This window comes from Bacillus sp. UNCCL81 (assembly GCF_900112535.1).
In the GTDB taxonomy this organism is placed as follows: domain Bacteria; phylum Bacillota; class Bacilli; order Bacillales; family Bacillaceae_G; genus Gottfriedia; species Gottfriedia luciferensis_B.
This window is the reverse complement of record NZ_FOMF01000002.1, coordinates 1161102-1180984: the sequence shown is the minus strand read 5'-3', so window position 1 is coordinate 1180984 and position 19883 is coordinate 1161102. Positions and strand designations below refer to the sequence as shown.

Annotated in this window: 17 protein-coding genes and 1 pseudogene; 13 read left to right on the top strand and 5 right to left on the bottom strand. The window is 31.4% G+C overall.

Translation table 11 applies throughout. The features are described from left to right. The first annotated feature begins 92 nt into the window (after positions 1-92). Positions 93-1427 (top strand): type I glutamate--ammonia ligase, encoded by a 1335-nt coding sequence (glnA, locus tag BM319_RS05885; protein WP_056470085.1) that lies wholly within the window; start codon positions 93-95, stop codon positions 1425-1427. 176 nt (positions 1428-1603) lie between these two features. Beyond that, a complete protein-coding gene (locus tag BM319_RS05880; RefSeq protein ID WP_091021655.1) occupies positions 1604-2461 on the top strand; it encodes a TVP38/TMEM64 family protein in 858 nt (285 codons plus the stop codon). Positions 2462-2508: 47 nt separating this feature from the next. Here the strand turns inward: BM319_RS05880 and BM319_RS05875 are convergent, their stop codons facing one another. Continuing rightward, positions 2509-3006 carry a phospholipase D-like domain-containing protein gene (locus tag BM319_RS05875; RefSeq protein ID WP_139226496.1) on the bottom strand — a complete coding sequence of 166 codons (498 nt, stop codon included), beginning with the start codon at positions 3004-3006 and terminating at the stop codon, positions 2509-2511. A 402-nt stretch (positions 3007-3408) separates the two neighbouring features. Here BM319_RS05875 and BM319_RS05870 point away from each other — a divergent pair, with 402 nt between their 5' ends. The 4 genes from BM319_RS05870 to BM319_RS05855 all read left to right on the top strand — a co-directional run bounded on the left by BM319_RS05870 (position 3409) and on the right by BM319_RS05855 (position 6428). After that, complete coding sequence (locus tag BM319_RS05870) at positions 3409-3951, top strand: TVP38/TMEM64 family protein (protein WP_091021651.1); 543 nt, start codon at positions 3409-3411, stop codon at positions 3949-3951. 114 nt (positions 3952-4065) lie between these two features. Then, positions 4066-4623 carry a class I SAM-dependent methyltransferase gene (locus BM319_RS05865; RefSeq protein ID WP_091021649.1) on the top strand — a complete coding sequence of 186 codons (558 nt, stop codon included), beginning with the start codon at positions 4066-4068 and terminating at the stop codon, positions 4621-4623. Positions 4624-4656: 33 nt separating this feature from the next. Beyond that, on the top strand, positions 4657-5343 hold the full coding sequence (locus BM319_RS05860) for a response regulator transcription factor (protein ID WP_091021647.1): 687 nt from the start codon (positions 4657-4659) through the stop codon (positions 5341-5343). Continuing rightward, positions 5340-6428, top strand: coding sequence for a HAMP domain-containing sensor histidine kinase (locus BM319_RS05855; protein WP_091021645.1), 1089 nt, complete (start codon positions 5340-5342; stop codon positions 6426-6428). Before BM319_RS05860 ends, BM319_RS05855 begins: the two co-directional genes overlap by 4 nt. Positions 6429-6535: 107 nt before the next feature. Here BM319_RS05855 and BM319_RS05850 read toward each other — a convergent pair whose 3' ends face one another. The 4 genes from BM319_RS05850 to BM319_RS05830 form a co-directional block, all read right to left on the bottom strand. Continuing rightward, positions 6536-7144: an NADPH-dependent F420 reductase gene (locus BM319_RS05850; RefSeq protein WP_091021643.1), complete on the bottom strand. Its 609-nt coding sequence runs from the start codon at positions 7142-7144 to the stop codon at positions 6536-6538. A 769-nt stretch (positions 7145-7913) separates the two neighbouring features. After that, on the bottom strand, positions 7914-9140 hold the full coding sequence (locus tag BM319_RS05840) for a cyanophycinase (RefSeq protein ID WP_091021639.1): 1227 nt from the start codon (positions 9138-9140) through the stop codon (positions 7914-7916). A gap of 22 nt (positions 9141-9162) precedes the next feature. Beyond that, on the bottom strand, positions 9163-10335 hold the full coding sequence (gene iadA / locus BM319_RS05835; RefSeq protein ID WP_091021637.1) for a beta-aspartyl-peptidase: 1173 nt from the start codon (positions 10333-10335) through the stop codon (positions 9163-9165). Between the two features lie 33 nt (positions 10336-10368). Continuing rightward, the gene (locus BM319_RS05830; protein WP_069032297.1) at positions 10369-11790 is read right to left on the bottom strand and encodes a YfcC family protein; all 1422 of its coding nucleotides are present in this window, start codon (positions 11788-11790) and stop codon (positions 10369-10371) included. A gap of 262 nt (positions 11791-12052) precedes the next feature. On the opposite strand from BM319_RS05830, the gene BM319_RS05825 reads away from it, so the two are divergent. From BM319_RS05825 to BM319_RS05795, 7 genes and pseudogenes are all read left to right on the top strand, one after another. Then, positions 12053-14110, top strand: coding sequence for a sigma-54 interaction domain-containing protein (locus BM319_RS05825; RefSeq protein ID WP_091021635.1), 2058 nt, complete (start codon positions 12053-12055; stop codon positions 14108-14110). 171 nt (positions 14111-14281) lie between these two features. Further along, on the top strand, positions 14282-16786 hold the full coding sequence (locus BM319_RS05820) for a cyanophycinase (RefSeq protein WP_091021633.1): 2505 nt from the start codon (positions 14282-14284) through the stop codon (positions 16784-16786). A gap of 289 nt (positions 16787-17075) precedes the next feature. Then, positions 17076-17496 (top strand): annotated as a pseudogene (locus BM319_RS05815) (TspO/MBR family protein). A 325-nt stretch (positions 17497-17821) separates the two neighbouring features. Next, positions 17822-18265, top strand: a complete 444-nt coding sequence (locus BM319_RS05810; RefSeq protein ID WP_286143686.1) for a MarR family winged helix-turn-helix transcriptional regulator — start codon at positions 17822-17824, stop codon at positions 18263-18265. Between the two features lie 34 nt (positions 18266-18299). After that, a complete protein-coding gene (locus BM319_RS05805; protein WP_091021631.1) occupies positions 18300-18938 on the top strand; it encodes a nitroreductase family protein in 639 nt (212 codons plus the stop codon). 41 nt (positions 18939-18979) lie between these two features. Next, positions 18980-19273 carry a putative quinol monooxygenase gene (locus tag BM319_RS05800; RefSeq protein ID WP_091021629.1) on the top strand — a complete coding sequence of 98 codons (294 nt, stop codon included), beginning with the start codon at positions 18980-18982 and terminating at the stop codon, positions 19271-19273. Between the two features lie 331 nt (positions 19274-19604). After that, positions 19605-19778 carry a hypothetical protein gene (locus BM319_RS05795; RefSeq protein WP_025671792.1) on the top strand — a complete coding sequence of 58 codons (174 nt, stop codon included), beginning with the start codon at positions 19605-19607 and terminating at the stop codon, positions 19776-19778. The last annotated feature ends 105 nt before the right edge of the window (positions 19779-19883 follow it).

Below are 19883 nucleotides of genomic sequence, written 5' to 3'. Positions count from 1 at the left end.
ATAGAAAAGTGGAAGTAGCATATCTCTACTTTTCTATTTTAAAGTGTGTTAGACTAATTTTGTTTGTTGCATACGAAAGGGGAACTTTTATAATGGCTAAGTTTACAAAAGAAGATATTTTCCGTATTTCAAAAGAACAAAACGTAAAGTACATACGTCTACAATTTACGGATTTACTAGGGATTATCAAAAACGTTGAAATTCCAGTAAGTCAGCTTGAAAAAGCTTTAGACAATAAAATGATGTTTGACGGTTCTTCAATTGAAGGATTCGTTCGTATCGAAGAATCAGATATGTATTTATTCCCTGATTTAGACACTTGGGTAGTATTCCCATGGACTGCTGAAAAAGGAAAAGTAGCTCGTTTAATCTGTGATATTTACAATGCAGATGGTACTCCATTTGAAGGAGATCCTCGTAATAACTTAAAACGTATGTTAAAAGAAATGGAAGCTCTAGGCTTCACAGATTTCAACTTAGGGCCTGAGCCAGAATTCTTCTTATTTAAATTAGATGAAAAAGGCGAACCAACTCTTGAGTTAAATGATAAGGGTGGTTACTTCGACTTAGCACCAACTGACTTAGGTGAAAACTGCCGTCGTGATATCGTTCTTGAACTTGAAGAAATGGGCTTTGAAATCGAAGCATCTCACCACGAAGTAGCTCCAGGACAACATGAAATTGATTTCAAATATGCTGGTGCAATCAAAGCTTGTGATGACATTCAAACATTTAAATTAGTTGTAAAAACAATCGCTCGTAAACACGGTTTACACGCTACATTCATGCCAAAACCACTATTTGGTGTAAACGGTTCAGGTATGCACTGTAACTTATCATTATTTACAAATGGTAAAAACGCATTCTACGATGAGACTGGTGAATTAGGTTTAAGTGAAACTGCACGTCACTTCATCGCAGGGATCTTAAAGCATGCTCCAAACTTTACAGCTGTTACAAACCCAACTGTAAACTCATACAAACGTTTAGTACCTGGCTATGAAGCTCCATGTTACGTAGCTTGGTCTGCAAGAAACCGTAGTCCACTAATTCGTATTCCTGCATCTCGTGGCTTAAGCACACGTGTAGAAGTACGTTCAGTTGACCCAGCTGCAAACCCATACTTAGCATTATCAGTATTATTAGCAGCAGGTTTAGACGGAATCAAAAATAAATTAGAAGCTCCAGCTCCAGTAGACCGTAACATCTACGTTATGTCTAAAGAAGAGCGCGAAGAAGTTGGAATCATCGATTTACCAGCAACTTTAGCAGCTGCACTTGATCTATTAAAAACTGACGAAGTAATCGTTGGTGCTCTAGGATCACACTTATTCGAACACTTTGTAGAAGCAAAAGAAATCGAATGGGATATCTTCCGTACTCAAGTTCACCCTTGGGAAAGAGATCAATACATGTCAGTATATTAATCAAATCAACCCTTGACGCTATTAGCGTTGAGGGTTTTTATCATTTCTTATACTTACTTAGGTATAGATGGTCTATATTAATTGAATAATATAACCATTAAACAATTCAATCTATTAAAAGAGTAAAATTGAGCTTTGCTTGCGCTAAAATAATAGGTTAGCCTAAGGAGAATTTAATGAACGCTATATCTAGAATGAAGTATTCAAATTGGAGATATGTAAGGTTATGTCTGCAATTGATTGTAAGTTTTATTCCGATTATTATCTTAGTAAGTTCTTTAAAAACGTTACTTTATGAATTTAGAATGATTGGCATTTTTATATCATTTATCATTGTGATATTTGCAATAACAGCATTTTTTAACAAGAGTGAAGAATTTCTAAAGTTAACTCGAATTCTAGTTTTTTATAACTTTGGGGTAGTAATTGTCATTTTTTTAATTTATTACATATCTAATATTATGGTTATAACTGATTATTATGGTTTTGAAGGACTATTTAGAAAAAATATTAAAATTGCTAAGTGGATCTATTTTTTAATCTGTTTTTTCCACCCGATTGCTTTGCCAATTCCAGAAGCAGTCACTGTTTTAGCTGCAAGTACAGTGTTTGGTTCTTTTTATGGTTTTATAATTGATTTCGTAGGAATTGTTTTAGGGAATATTACTATGTTTTTTTTAGCAAGATATGGCGGATTAAAGGTAGTTAATCGGTTTATTAAAACAAAGCACCTTACAAAATATAATGAAATGGTTAAAAAAAATGAAACACTATTTATTACAATTTTGTTGATTGTTCCTGTTTTGCCAGATGAAATTGTCAGTGTTGGAGCAGGGATTACCAATGTTTCTATTAAAAAATATATATTAATCGTATGTTTTTCAAAATTAATAACATCTTCACTACTTGCATACTCAATAGAATTAACTAAGATATTTTCTTTATCAACAAACCAATTAATAATATTAATCTCAATAATAGTTCTAGTGTTATTTTTTCTTACTACATTTTTAAAAAAAAGAAAGCTTAATTAGATTTATACTTAAAAAAGGAGCCAAAAGCTCCTTTTATTTGGAGAAAATTATAATAAGGGTGAAAATAAGCGTGTTAGTGACTCAATTAACTTTTTAAATAAACTACGTTCTATAAATTCCGTAACATCTAACTTAGTAGAAACAGAAAAATCATTTAAAAAAGATTGTTTAACTTGAGCAACTGCATCTGATTCATATAAAAATGATGTCAATTCATAGTTTAAATGCAAACTTCTTACATCTAAGTTAGCAGTACCAACTGAAGCAATTTCATGATCAATCAATATAACCTTTGCGTGAAGGAAATTCTTTTTATAAGTATAAATTTTAACGCCACTTTCTAATAGAGGAGCGAAATATGACATAGATGCTGAATCACTCAAAATACTATCACTTTTTCCCGGATAAATGATCCTTACGTCTAATCCAGACATTGCTTTAAGTTTTAAAATCGTGAAAATCTCTTGGTCTGGAACGAAATAGGGAGTGGTAATCCAGATACTGTTTTCAGCGATTGTAAGCAGAGTATGAAAAGCATTCCTCATAATTGGTTCCTTCGTGTCAGGTCCACTTCCAAAAATTTGAATAGCTCCTTTTACCTTATTTTTTTCATCTTGAAGATTTTGATCATTACTTTTTTCATTGTTTGATAGAATCCTTGTGACTGACTCATTAAAAGCTCCCAAAAAATCAGTAAGGATAAAGCGATTAAGCTCTTAGAGATATTTGTGCTAACAATAAAACACCTACAATCTTCCTTATTACTATATGTAGCAATTTTAATTTTTCCAATCTTAAATATTGATATACATAATCAATAGAAGGAAAAAAATTAAAAGTTATTTATGATTTCTTAAGAATTACTTATATAAATGTAGTAGAAAATTTAATATGTATAGTCGAAAATATGAATACTTAATTATTAAACTATGAAATGAGGAAAGAAAGTGAAATATCGTGTAATAACTTTATTGAGTAGTTGGAGTATTCTTTTAGTCGTTATGTATGAATTTGGGATAATACCATTTTCTAAGAATGAATTAATTCAATTTATTACAGATAGACAGGACTATGCACTTTTATTATTCTTTGCTATTTTTTCATTAAGATTTGTATTAATGATACCAAGTTCTTTATTTTTACTGACTGGGATTTTTCTTTTTAATCCCTGGATTGTCTTATTATTATCACTAGGATCTATGTTCATTACTGAAAGTATCATTTTCATCATTGGTAAAAAAATAAATAAGTCATTATGGTATAAAAACTTCCTAAACAAACATCCAAAAATAGGACAAAGCATACAGAAAAACCAATATTGGATGCTTTTCATCCTAGGTGCAGTTCCAACATGCCCAACTGATGCTGCCTGTTTAATTTCATCTGCCTCAGGAATGAGGTATAGGCCATACATTATGATCGTTTTGCTAAGTAACACTTGTTATGCTTTATGGTATGTGTTATTGGGAAGGTATGTCCACTTATTATAATTAAGTTTGAACTTAAACCTCTTTAAAATTCTTAAGAAATTTAGTGACTTTTTCTTCAGATATTTATTTTATTATGATTTCATCATAAAAAGTTAAATATTTGGAGGTTAAGTTATGAAAAAATTATTATTTCTATTTCAATATATATTACGACCAAGAACTGTTGGAGCATTAATGCCAAGTTCATCGTTTTTGGCTGAAAAAATGTTAGATAATATTAATTTTAAGACAGCTAAAACGATTATTGAATACGGTCCAGGAACAGGAGTTTTTACTGAAAAATTACTTGAGCAAAAATTGCCATCTACAAAAATTATTTTAGTAGAAAAAAATGATGAGTTTTATAACCATTTAATTAGAAAGTTTGGAGATAATCATAATGTAACGATTATTAATGATAGTGCGGAAAGTATTATGAAGTATTTAGAAGGTTTTGGAATAGACAATGTCGATTATGTCATTTCTGGTCTGCCATTTACTAGTTTACCCTTAAACGTATCAAAAACTATTTTATTAAGCACCAAAAAGATACTCGGAGAACAAGGAAGATTTGTTACATTCCAATATACTCAGAGAAAGATGAAATTTATTAATACCTACTTTAAAAATATAGATATTAAAAAGGAATATAGAAATTTGCCACCAGCATATGTATTAAGTTGCAATAATTAGATTAGAGTACCGCTTTGAAAGGAGTAGTGAAACTTGATAAGTAAAATATTGGTTGTAGATGATGATGAAAAAATCAAAAAATTAATTTCGATTTATCTTGAAAATGAAGGGTTTTCTACTACTTTAGCCGATGATGCAGAAGAGGCTCTTGAACTTTTAAAAGATGAAGATTTTGATTTGATTATATTAGATGTTATGCTCCCGAAAATAGATGGAATAGAAGCGTGCATAATGATTCGAGAGGAAAGGACACTACCGATCATTATGCTTTCGGCAAAATCTGAAGATCTAGACAAAATACAAGGATTAAGCTCAGGTGCAGATGATTATCTAACTAAACCATTTAATCCACTTGAGTTGATCGCTAGAGTAAAATCTCAGCTTAGAAGGTATAAAAAATATAACAATATACAAAAGAATGATGAAATAGTATTAGTTTTTGGTGACTTGCAACTAAATACAGAGACAAGACAAGTTTGGATACGAAAGAACGAAAAGAGACTAACACCAAAAGAGTTTGATATATTAGAATTACTAGTCCGAAATAAAGGAATTGTACTAAGTGTTAGTAAGATTTATGAAGCAATTTGGAAAGAAGACTTTTTAAAATCTGATAATACCGTAATGGTTCATATAACAAATATTAGAGAAAAAATTGAAGATGATCCTAAACATCCTATTTATATTAAAACAGTTTGGGGAATTGGATACAAAGTATGAAGAATTTAATTCATAACTGGCAAAGAATTAGTATTAAGTTATTAGTTGCAATCACAATTAGTTTTGGTGTTTCTTTAATTGTTACAATTTTTATTTCTCAAATTTTTATAGGACCTTATTTTGTTTCTCATCAAAATAATGTAAGTCCATTACAATATAATCTCATTATTATTCCAACATTTGTGATTATCATATTAAGTTTCATTATTAGTTTTCTGTTACTAATTAGAAATAAGATACTTTATTTAAAAGAAATTTCAAATACTGTTCAAATAATTTCTCAAGGTAAACTTGGGGCTGTGATTGAGTTAAAAGGGCGAGATGAATTGACTCAGTTGAGTATGAATATTAATACAATGTCCAAAGAGTTAGAGCGGAAATTTAAAAATGAACGTCATATTGAAAATGTCAAAAATGAATTGATAACTAGTGTTTCGCATGATTTAAGAACGCCACTAACCTCAATATTAGGATATAGTAATTTGTTGAAGAATAGAGAATACAAGAATGAAAATGAGTTATACGAATACTTGAATACAATTTATATAAAATCGAATGATTTAAAGAATTTAATCAATGAACTTTTTGAATTTACGAGGTTATCTAGTCCAGATATTATTCTATCAAAACAAAAGGTTGATTTAAGTCAGTTGATTGAACAAATAATAGGAGAGAATATACCTATTTTTCAAAAAGAAGGATTAAAAATTAAAAAGGAGTCAATTGCAGAAGATATTGAAATTAATATTGATGTCGAAAAAATGGTTAGAGTTTTTGATAACCTATTTATGAATGCAATGAAATATAGTGTTAAACCATCAACAATAAAAGTAAGTCTAACACAAAAATCTGATGAAGTATTACTTTCGATATCGAATCACGGAATTAATGTAAAAGCAGAGAATCTTAAACGATTTTTTGAAAAATTTTATCGTGAAGATTCAGCAAGAAAGAGTCAAGGGAGTGCTGGATTAGGACTTGCTATATCTAAACGAATTGTTGAACTTCATAATGGAAGTATCTGGGTCGAACTAAGAGATGATTGGATCACATTTTTTGTGAAGTTAAATAAAAAAAAGTTATAAGTTTTTTAGAAGGTGGTTCCAAGTTCCATCCTATTATGCTTTTACATAATAAAGGGAGTCGTTTTTAATAAAAACGACTCATTCCTTTATATAAATTACTATTTAAATTAACGCATCCATTTTATTCCAGTATTTGGGTTCATGCCCTGCACTCTAACCATTTCAATCCAAATCATAGCAAAAGGCTCTAAATATCTTGAGAAATAAAGTTTACCAACTATTAATGGATCAAAACCAATTTCTGCAATTAGGTTTGACACTTTTAAATTAGCATTATCATGATCTCCTGCTATAAGCATAGTTATCTTTTCTTCATTAACCGTTGGATCAATCATTTTTTTTAGTCCAACTGTATTTAATGTATTAACTACTTTTGCTTTAGGGATTATTTTTTGTATTTCTTCAGCATTTGAAGTAGTAGTACCTCTTGTTAACTTTAAACCCTCACCGATAGGGTTAGTCAAATCAATTACTATTTTTCCATCTATTTCTATGATGTTTTTAACTGCACTGTCTACAGCATTACCCGGTACAGCAAGAATAATTAGTTCGTTGTTAATTGCAATATCTTTCGTTTCTACATAATTAAAAATAGGATTAACCTTTTGATTACTTTCTAAATTTCTAACTCCAAATGTAATCTCATGATTGTAAGTTACCAATCTATTTGCAATAACATTCCCGATTTGACCATTCCCAATAATCCCTATTTTCATTATTGATTCTCCTTATAACTAGATCTAAACAAAGATAGATTAACCTATTTTTGATTTGCATATTCCAATAGAATAAATTGTATCAAGATGTAGATCAAAAATAAGTTTTTTCCACAAATAAAGAGATGACCGAACAATTAATTCATTTCATTTGGAAATGCTTAGATGATTAAAAAAAGAAGATTTACGTTGAGTAAATCTTCTTTTTCAGAGTGTTGAAATATAAAATGGTCAATAGGGAAAACGGACATTAAATTGAACTTATTTATAATGAAATTATCATTTTTGGATGATTTATTAATTGTTTTAAATGTTAATATTTTGAGCAATTTCATAATTCTAATAATCACTAGTAAAGTTTTTTTCAGAAGTTAAAATACTATGAGCTAATTTTTAGAAAGACAAATTCAGTTGATTTGTTTAATTAAAGTTCGATATTAGTTGACCTACAAGCTGATTATTACACAACAGTTAGGTTACTCTGAGTAAAGGCTATTTGATTAGGGTTTATTGCAGACTTATTTTGATGAATAAGTTGATTGGAACTAAAGGGGTGCTCGACTCCTATGGGATTAGCGGGAAGGTTGAGACCCCGCAGGCTTGCCGAGGAGGCTAAAGAATCTCGCCCCATGGAAAGCGAGCATCCTGTAGTGGAAATCAACATCAAACTACTCCTTTACGAAAATTTGGTAATTTAATTGACAAGGTTGTTTTTCAACAGCGTAAAAAGAAGATTTACGTTAGTAAATCTTCTTTTTGTTACTTTAAGTTAATAACTTACATTCAGTACAACATTACTAACAGTATATTTACTATTGCTATAGTATCCTTTTGTGTTTGCGTCTTTTATAAACTTTAACGTAAATTTAGGACCTGATTCATAACTATCACCATACAAATAAGAAACATTTGTATCTACCAATCTTGTAATTGTCGTAGTTGTTTCATACGCTGAAAATATATCCGAAGAATCTCGAATCGTCGAATAGTATGGTGTTGTAATTAATGATTTAGATGATGTAATTGATTTTGTACTTGTATTATAAGAATCACCAGTTGTTAAATAACTTACTTTTACATTATTTACAGTAAAAGATGCTGCAGTTCCGTAAGTTGCATTTGTTGAGTCTACTATGAAAACGCCATGTTCACCATAAACTTTACCAGTAGTACCGTTCAAATAAAGTGCTGTGTTTTCGTCAATTCCATAGCCTACTTTTTGACCTAAGTCTCTTTCAGCTAAAAGAATTCGACCTATGCGACCTCTTGCATCGAAATGAGTATCAATTGCAGCGTTTACAAAACCAAAACCTGTTGTATATCCACCGTTATCCGGATATAAAGAATCTGCTAGTGAGATGTCACTGATTTTTTTAGACAATAAACGGTTGTAATATAAGTATCCATAGCTGACACCTTCACCGTAAGTTTTCGGACTTTGGACAGCAGTTCCAGCACTCGTACCAGAAATAATAGCTCCAGTTGCTGCTCTTTGTTGGATTGCTGCAAAAAGTGGGGTAGGAGTTCCATCGTCTTTTAGTAAACTTCTTACATGACGGGACTGATCACCACCGTTAAAAAATATAACGTCTGCTGAGTTAATTAGATCAATATTACTTTGCTTATAAGCTTCTGTTGTATAGTTATCAACTGCCACAGGTATAAATACAGGTGTAAAACCATAACGAGTAAATAAATTTTTATACGATAAGTGACCTGTTATATCATTGGTGTATGCGTCTAATGCAGTTGTATAGTCAGTAGCTGCACTACATACAATTGCAACTACTGGATTAGTTTTGCCAGTTGCAGCTTTTAGTGCATTGTAAATTTCTGCATTACTATCATCAATTGCACCACCCATTAAAAATACTTTTGGTGCAGCTGCAGCTTCAACATTTTTTTCAGATTGTAAGAAAGAAGTTCCAAATACTAACGAAAATACTAAAACTAATGATAATACGATTGAAATCTTAAACTTGTACTTCAATTTCATCATTAATACCTCCTGAAATGTGTTATTCAAAAGTGCCTTTTACAACCGGAATACCTTCTTCAACCATCTTTTTCCCAAGTGCAATTACTGTTTCAATTTCTAAAGTATCTTGATTTAATATGACAAGATCAGCATCGTTACCAGGTTTAATATTACCTTTGTGTGGTAGTTTTAGCACTTGTGCTGGATTTGAAGTAATTACTTGTAATGCTACTTCTAATGGGATTCCTTCATCAATTACTCCATCTCTTACTTCTTGATATAGGGATGAAATTTTTCCTATTTGAAGTCCCAAATAGTCTCCGTTTGTATCAAAAAAGGGAAGACTTGCCTGGGCATCAGATGAAAAAGTTATGTACTCAATCTGAACCCCTTCTTCAAGCATAACCCGTAGTCCCTTGCTACACTTTACTTCGCCTTCTTCTAAAAACTGAGGGATCGTACTTGTAGTAAAATCTACAAATCCACCTTTAAGAGCATAATCAATACCAGCTTTAAACAATTCTTCATTCCGATTAATATGAGTCGGGTGGAACTGACGAATTGGAATATTCGTCTGTTCAACTAGTTGATGGAGAAGTGAAAGTTTATCTTTGCCATCACCAACATGGATTTCTAAGATGCCAGCCTTTCCAGATAAAATGCCTCCATTACGTGCAGCAGATGCAATCTTTGCAAGTTCTTCAATAGTTGGTTCCGAAGAACGGTGGTCTGCAATAGCGATTTCACCAACTCCAATAATTTTATCAATTAGAATAATATCGCTCTGAATCGATTCTGTTAATGTCTTTACAGGGATTTGATAAGAACCAGTGTGAATAAAACAAGTAATCCCTTCTTCTTCTAAACCGCGTGCTTTAGCAAGCAAATTCTCCATTGTTCTTGTTGTACCGTCTGTACCTAATACACCGACTACTGTAGTAACACCAGCAGTAGTAACATTAGTAAGCATTAGTTCTGGAGTACGTGTTTTATAACCGCCTTCACCACCACCTCCAATGATATGTACATGTGAATCAATAAAACCTGGTACAACAAAAGAGTTGGAGGCATCTATGACATCGCAGGAAAGAAACTCTGGTGGAATGGAGATATGATCTGCTATCATTTCAATTTTTCCACCTGCTAAAAGAATATCTTTTCTGCCAATAGAGTGTGGTGTGTATACTTGACCGTTTTTTATTAAGGTTAACAACTTTTTTCTCCTCCTAAATCCTTTGTTAATTCATTAAAAAGGACCGTAGTTCATTAAATGTGCGATAACAACAGCGATTAAACCAATAATATATTGAACGAATACTAATGGGAAAATCCATTTCGCCCATTTCGTCCAAGGGATCCCTGCAATTGCTAAACCTGCCATTAAAGTTCCTGCTGTTGGGAAAATAATATTACCAATACCATCAGCAAAAGAGAATGATAGAACAGCAGTTTGTCGTGTAATTCCTAGTAGGTCGGCTAATGGTGCCATTATTGGCATTGTTAACATGGCATGACCGCTACCTGAAGCTAAAATAAAGTGAATAGCTGCTTGGAAATTATACATCCCGATTACACTTAAAGAAGCAGGGATATGTTTAATGACATCAGATACTCCGTGAAGCATTGGATCAACGATATGTCCTTGATTTAAAACGACTAGAATTGCACGGGATACACCTATAATAAGAGCACCACTAATTAAAGAAGCAGATCCCCCAGTAAATGATTTAACAACGTCATCGATTGATAATTTTCCAATTATTCCAATTGCAATCGTTAAGATAATAAATAAAGAAGCAATTTCAGTAATGTACCATTGATATTTAATAACGCCAAAAGCTAAAATAATATAGTTTATAAGAAACGCAGTTAAAATCCATTTATGTCTAGAAGATAATTTAGCTTTAGAAGTTAATAGATCGTTAGTTTGTTCAATTGAATATTTTCCATAGAATCCTATGTTAGGATCTTTCTTTACTTTCATAGCATATCGATAAATAAAAATAACAGATATTAAATAAACAACTACAAATAGGACAAGTCTAAAGCCCATACCAGAAAATGTAGGGAGTTCTGCGATTCCTTGAGCTATACCAACTGTAAACGGATTCATAATCGCTGTTGTAAAACCTGCTGATGCTCCAACTAATACGATTGCAGTTCCTGTCATAGTGTCAAATCCTAAAGCAAGTGCTAACGGAACCAGAAGTGGAATATAAGCTAAAGTTTCTTCAGCCATTCCCATTAAGGAACCTCCAACTGCAAAGAACAGCATCATAATAGGAATTAATAACTTTTCTCTAGTAGCAAGTTTTCTAGCCATTGTTGAGATTAGCACTTCAATTGTGCCAGTAGCACTTAATACACCAAAAAATCCTCCAATTATTAAAACGAAGAAAATGATATTACCTGCTTCTACCATACCCGAATGAATGGCTTTTACCATATCGAAGAGGCCAACTGGTGTAGCAGCGATTGATTTAAATGAATTCGGATCGACTGATGAATGTCCGTCAACGTCGATATGGGCGTATTCCCCAGTAGGTAAAACGTAAGTAAGAGCTGTTGCGATTAATAGAATTACTAAAAGTAATGCAAAAACATTAATTTTACGTTCTTTCATAACTTTTGTTTTAGGTGTCATTTTATTTGCGTGAATTTGTGACATAGATCCATCTCCTTTTAATGATTAAGTAGCTAATTAAGTTTAATAGAATCTGATAAATAAAACGCTTCCAAATATTCCCTCCCAAATTTAAATTCTCAAAATCTATTAAAATGGCTATAACATTCTATAAGCAAGTTGTGTGCCAACTTTAAATGTCTTATTTTTAAGAAAATTTGATAGATTCTTCAGGTTAATTGGTTCTTTTTGGTTTGTTTGGTGCTATAATAAAACCAATTTTATCAAATATGGAGAGAAATTAAAGATGAAAAATTCACTAACATTGATCACAGGCAGTTCAAAAACAAGACAAGCTTTGTCTAGTCAACTTACTCAATTGCTAGAAGAATACATAACGATTAACTCATATGCAATTGACGAGGGAGAACATAAATCATTTAAGGATGAAATTATACTTTTTTCGTCAGAGGCAGTAAAAGCTGAAACTGAAAAATTTGCACAATTAAGTGCTAAACAAATCATAGTTGGGAAAAGAACACTTAATCATGAAAATGTAGACAAATTATTGAGAATTGAGGAGGGGACAAAAGTTCTTGTAGTTAATGATGATTTTCAATCGACAGTCGAACTTATTCAGTCCTTGTACCAATTGGGGATTAATCATTTGGAGTATTTTCCATTTAAAAGTGATCAATTATATTATCCAGATATTAATTTTTCGGTTTCACCAGGTGAAACTCACTTAAGTCCGTCATATATAAAACATGTATTGGATATCGGCGTAAGACTTTTTGATATCTCTACAATTTTACACATTGTAGAATATTTTCATTTTAACGACAATATAGCAACATTAATTTCAGAAAAGTATTTACGCAATATTATTGAATTACATAGAGAACTTTTCAATGCAGATCAAAGTGTAAAGAAAGTAAATAGACATATCCAAAGTGTTGTAAATACGGTTGATGATGGAATTTTAGCGATTGATGGATATAAAAGAATAACCGTACTAAATGATCGGATTATTAAGTTGTTTAAATTAATTAAAAGTAACTATGAAGGTAAGTATATAGACGAGATTATTAAGGAACAAAATATAAGGGACTTTATTTTAAATGGTACAGATGAATCTAAATTCTTTTCGATAGACAATATTGATATTGTTATCTACCGAACGTATAGTCATGAAGATGACAGGATCGTTGCTACTTTTAAGAGTGTTAATCAAGCATTTGAAATAGAAAAAACAGCACAGAGAGAGTTTAGAAAGCAAGGTTTTTATGCAAGATATGACTTTGCGGATATTATTGGTGAGGATGACGCAATTTTAGAATGTAAACGGATCGCAACAAAGCTTGCAAAGGCAGAGCATCCTATTTTAATTCAAGGTGAAACGGGTACAGGTAAAGAGCTTTTTGCACACGCAATCCATAAACATTCAAACAGAAAAAACGGCCCTTTTTTAGCCATAAATTGTAGTGCATTTACTGAAAGTTTACTAGAAAGTGAACTATTTGGTTATGAAGATGGTACGTTTACTGGAGCAAAAAAAGGTGGGAAACAAGGCCTTTTTGAAATTGCTGATGGAGGAACTATCTTCTTAGATGAAATAGGTGACATCAGCTTAAATGTTCAATCGCATTTACTTCGTGTTCTCCAAGAACAAGAAATTCGTAGAATAGGTGGCAGAAAAATCATTCCTATTAATGTTCGCATCATTGCTGCAACTAACAAAGATATCCATCATAAAATCTCAGACGGCTCATTCCGTTCCGATTTGTATTACAGATTAAATGTCTTAAATCTCATCATTCCACCTTTACGCTTAAGAAGAACAGACATACCGATGCTTGTCCAACACTTTATCTCTAAAAGTGGAAAAGGGGTTTCAATTGAGAAAGAAGCTTTAAATGAATTAATGGGTTTAAATTGGTTAGGTAATATTAGGGAATTGAAATCAGTTATTGATTATATGCTTACTGTTTGTGAAGGAAATACGATTTCTCGAAATGACTTTCCTCATTATAACTATACAGAGAACAGGGAACAACCAAAAAGAGATTCAGATCAATTTGAACTTCCTACAAGTGTTCTTGAAATTGAAGAATCTGTTACAATTCTTGAAACAATAAAGAACTGTAATGATTTAGGTAAAGCAGCAAGTAGAGACCTTATATCCAACTCGAGTGAGGAAAAAGGTAGATACTTATCTCCACAGCAAATTAGACTTCGTTTAGAAATTATGGGGAATAAGGGCTTGATAACAAAAGGAAGAGGTAGAGCGGGTACGAAGATTACTACTATTGGAATTGACTATTTGCATCTTCTAAAAGCTAACATGAAAAATAAATCTCTTTAAGTTTTCTAAATAGTTACAATTTGGTTAGAATTGGTTGTAATTATTCACCCAAAAATAGTTTTTAAATTGAATAAATAGTATTGAAACCTTGTCTAGTCAATCTACTTATTTTTGGTATAAAACTTGCTTGTATTCAGAAGTAAGCTAAAAAATAAGTAAAGGGGTTAAGGTATGAGAAAAAAATTTATTACATTTTTGGTTAGTTTTATTTTAACGTTTTCAGTATCAGGGTTATCTTACGTAAGGGCTCAAAGTTCACAAGAAGATATTCAAGGAAACCTTGTCATTGTTGGCGGTGGGTTAGGTTCTTCGAATAAAGTAGTGTATGAAAAATTTATTGAATTGGCCGGATCTAAAAAGGCGAAAATCGGCATTATTCCTGCTGCTAGCGGTAAATTAAAATCTTCTTTAGATTTTGAACATGATTTAATAAATTATGGTGTAAGTCCAGAATCAGTAGAGATTTTACCTTTATCAAATCATGATTTTTCTGATACAGATGAAAATGAGTCTAATTGGAAGGATAATGCGAATCGTTCAGAAATTGCAAAGCAAATAAGAGGGCTGACTGCTATTTGGTTCGTAGGTGGAGACCAACAACGTATAGTCGATACATTACGATCAGAAGGTAAAGATTCAATAGTCTTACAAGAAATCTGGGATATCTATCGAAATGGTGCAGTTATTGGTGGGACGAGCGCTGGAGCTGCAATAATGAGCAATACGATGATAACAGGCGGAGATAGCCTTGGTGCATTAAAAGGATATTATGAAAAAAATCAAAATCAAGGAGAAGGAAAAGAGTATGAACCTCTGTCAGTTGAAAAAGGACTAGGTTTCTTTCAAAAAGGTATAGTTGATCAGCATATGGATGAAAGAGCCCGCTTTGCTAGATTAGCAATTACAGCAATCCAGTATCAAAATGATGGAAATCTTGCTTATGGAATTGACGAAGACACTGCAATGGTTGTAAGCAACAAAGAAAAAACAATAGAAGTTATAGGACGTAGTGGTGTATCAGTGATCGATGTAAATGAAGCAAAAAGAAATGGGAATTTAGAAAATATTAAAATTAACTACTTAGCTCAAGGTGACAAGATCCATTTTGTTTCTAATGCGATTGATTTTTCTAAAGATAAATATGAAACAAAAGGATATGAGTATTACTCTTTTCAAGCATTACCAAATACCGGGTTACTGACTCCCTATGGAAAGTTAAAAGATTATTTAGCTTACTCGCTTGTTGATAACGAATCGACGCAGGCTATAAAATCATATCTATATGATAAAGAAGGCAAAGGGTACGAAATAGTTTTTCGTAAATCAAAGGATACAAATGGTTATTGGAAGTATACTGACGGACAAAAAGATGATTATTCTATTCAAAATGTAACAATGGATATTCATCCTAGAAAATTTGGATTTAGTGAACAAGATTCGGAAATGGACTTTAAGAAATCAGATTTTAATGTTTCCAATCATACAAGCGAAGGACCTATAAAAGGGAATTTAGTCATTGTCGGTGGAGCGTTGGGAAGCAGTAATAGTGCAGTTTATAATAAATTGATTGAACTTGCAGGAGGACCTGAAAATGCAAAAGTAGGAATCATCCCTGCGGCGAGTACAAAACTGACTTCTTCGAATGATTTTACAAAAGATTTAATTAAATATGGAGTTAAAAAAGATTCTATCGAGATTCTACCAATTTCTAATCATGATTTTAAAGGTACTCCAGAAGACGAAAAGCAGTGGATTAACAATATGAACGATGATCAGTTGGTTAAAAAGATTAGTAAATTAAATTGTATTTGGTTTGTTGGTGGAGACCAGACTTTAATTACTTCATCATTATTAAATGAAAATGGTTCAAATTCAAAAGTTTTAGATGCTATATGGAAGATTTACGAAAATGGTGCTGTTATAGGTGGAACAAGTGCAGGTGCAGCTATTATGAGCAATACGATGATAGCTGGAGGAGACAGTTATGGGGCTTTGAGATATGGATTTACAAAGTCTTATAATGATATGGAACAACAGGAAGGTGGACCAGTTTACTTAGAAAAAGGATTGAATTTCTTTCAAGATGGAATTGTCGATCAGCATTTTGATAAGAAAGCTAGGTTAGGACGTTTAATAGTGACAGCAAATGAAAAAGGAAAGAAAAATCAACTAGCATATGGCGTTGATGAAGACACGGCTATGATTGTAAATAACCAAAAACATCAAGTCGATGTAGTTGGTCGTGGAGGATTAACAGTTATTGATTTATCGAAAGTAAAAGCAAATAAAAATATGCCAAATAAGTATAAAAATGTTATTGTTTCAGTTATTTCACCTGGAGATCATGTTAATTTATTAACAAATGAGGTAAGCATAAGTAACTTAAAGTCATCAACAAAAGGATTTGAATATTATGACTCAAAAGTAGCCCCTTACACAGGAGTATTTTCTCCTCATGTGTTATTAAAAAATTTCTTAGCATATAATTTAGTTGATAATGATCAAACAAAAGAAGTACATAGCTATAGTTTTAATGATGATAAAGGATTTGAACTATCATTTAGAAAAACAGCTGAAACGAATGGGTACTGGACGTATAAGGATGGTCAAAAAGATGATTATAGTGTAGTAAACGTTTCGTTAGATATTAATCCTATAAATGTAGAAATACGTTAAGAATTTATCACTGTTTTAATCTCAATATTCACGCAAATTTTTTCTTATTCTACCATATATCGAAAAATTTAAAGCAAAATGCTTGAGAGAGCTAGTAAAGATAAGAATTTATAATAAAAAGCTAAATCCTTAAAAGAGTATCTTTAAAAAAGTACTCTTTTTTTGTTTTAAAATCATTACCTTGGCAAAGTCTATACTAAAAAATAAAATTAAACAGACTAAATAATAAAGAAAACAAGTGTTGGGGGGAAGTGATTTGAGTTCAATATTGATATTTTTTTTAACGTTAATGTTATTTGCATTGTCTGGATTATTATTTCCAATTGATCTTAAATGGTATACCATGTTAAAAAAACCTGTATGGACTCCCCTAGTAAATTATTTGGAATCGTGTGGGGTGTGCTCTATCTATTAATTGCACTGTCACTAGCAATTGTAAATTACAAGGTAGGTCTAATGAATACTCCTTTCACTTTTTTACTTATCTGGTTAATAAATTATATAAGTAACCAGGCATTTAGTTATTTTCAATTTAAAAGAAAGAGACTTGATTTAGCAGCCGTTGATTGTTTAATTGTAGCAGCTACAGCAGATTAATCATTCTATTTACGTTACCTTATTCCATAGTAGCCTCAGTACTATTAATTCCTTATGCTATTTGGACTACTTTTGCTACATATTTAGCTTTTTCTATTTACCGTTTAAATTAATAAAAATAAAATTTTTCTTTACTAATTAAATTATAAATATCGATTTACTTAATGCTAAAAAAATTATCAAGAAGGAAACAAGTAACTAAGGATGGTGAATTTATTAGTTTCCTTCTAAATATCGTAGGGTTGGAAAACAATCAAAAAGAAATGAAATTGAATCATCTGAAATTTATAACAAAATAAAATTTTGATTTTGTACTTGATTCATGTAGGACTAAGGTGTATATTAATTGACATATCAATGGTTGACCCGTCAATTATTGATAGCTCAATGATTATTAACTGTTAATAAAATTTCATCATATTTTTTGGGAGGTAACGCGTGCCTAATACAAAAGAAACAAAAGTACTATCATTATTAAAAGAATTAAAAGTTCAAATTGAAATAACATTTGAAAAATGTATGGGGATTAGTCAATCACGATTAGAAATTTTGAATCAATTGTTTGAGTACGGTGAAATTAGTCAATCTCAGCTTCAAAAAACATTAAAGATTGATAGTGCTGCAATTACTAGACATTTAAAACAACTTGAGTTAAATGGAAAGATCACTAGAAGAAAATGTGAGACTGATAACAGAATAACGTTAGTTAGATTAACACAAATGGGACAAGATCAAATGTCTAGTTTATGGAAGGAAAAAGTAGAGTTTGTAGAGAACATGCTTATTGGCTTTTCCGAAGAAGAAATTGACTTAACGCTTGAATATTTAAACCGTATACAAATAAATATGAACCGAATTAATTCTGATCGAGAAACTAAATAATACGAAAAAAATTAGTAAAGAGGAGAATACAACAATGACTACGACAACATTAACTAATAATTTTAACGAAATTTTAAAAGGAAGACGCTCAATCCGCAAATATGATCCAAATGTTAAAATCCCAGTGGAGGAAATGCATGAAATAATAGAAACAGCTACTTTAGCTCCTTCTTCAGTAAACATGCAACCGTGGAGATTCTTAGTAATTGAAAGTGATGAAGCAAAAGCTACATTAGCTCCATTAGCTCGATTTAATCAATCACAAGTTGAAACTTCTTCTGCGATGATTGCACTATTTGGGGACTTAAATAATTTTGACTATGCTGAAGAAATATATGGTCGTGCAGTTGAATTAGGTTATATGCCAGCAGACGTTAAAGAGAAGCAACTAGAAACACTTAGTGGTTTCTTTGCAAACAGTACTACAGAGCAAATGAAAGATACTGTTTTAATTGATGGTGGATTGGTAGCAATGCAATTTATGCTAACTGCTCGTTCTTATGGTTATGACACTTGTCCAATCGGTGGCTTCGAAAAAGACAAAATTGCAGAAGCATTCGGTATGGATAAAGACCGATATGTTCCTGTTATGTTGATATCAATAGGTAAAGCTGTTGATGCAGGATACAATTCTGTTCGTTTACCAGTTGAACGTGTAGCAGAGTGGAAATAAAAAATAATATAAAAAAACACATTGAAAAGAAGGTAAATATTATGATTATTATTCATGCGAAAATGACAATTGATTCAACAAAAGAAGCTAAATTTTTAGAGGAAATGACTTCACTTTTAGAATTATCAAGAGCAGAAGAAGGTAATATTTCATACGATTTGACAAAACAAACGGATAGAGAAAATGAATTCATCATGGTCGAAATTTGGAAAGATGTAAATGCTGTTACTGCACATAATACAAGTGCTCATTTTACAGCGTTTGCTGAAAAAGCAAAAGATTACCTTACAGCGCCAATTCAAATAAATCTTTTTGAAGCAAATAAATTAAAGTAATTTAGCAAAAATGGAATAGTGTTATAAAATAAACAAGACGATAATGCAAGTTTGAACTGTTTAAAAATTAAGAGCCTATAAAGAATTATGTTCATATTGTAAATTAAACCTATCTTAATCCTTGTGGTAAGATAGGTTTTTTCTTCTTAAAATTATAACCTTGTAAGAGTAAAATAGTAATGGACTTCAATTTTATGAAAATTTTAAGTCATTACCTAATTGGATTTATTCATGTTGCTATTTGAAATCTTACATACATAGAATTATTATAGCCGATACTAAAATTATGGTGTAAATTACATCATAAACTTCGATGTGGGGGTAAACTTATATGAATATTCGTGAAGGTTTAATTCCAACAGTTTTAGGTTCTGCTGTAACAGCTACTGGTTATGCTTTAAAACAAAAACGAGGAACCAATAAAATGATTGCAAATACAGTTTTTGGTTTTGGACTAGCCCATATTGTATTAGGTGCAATTGACTTAGTTGAACATCGAAGTTAGATTGAAAGAAGAGAGTGTTAATTAGTAAACACTCTCTTTTTCAATCTTTTCTTTAACAGCATGTAAAACTGGCCTGATGTTTTAGTGTATTAAGGAAGAAAACTT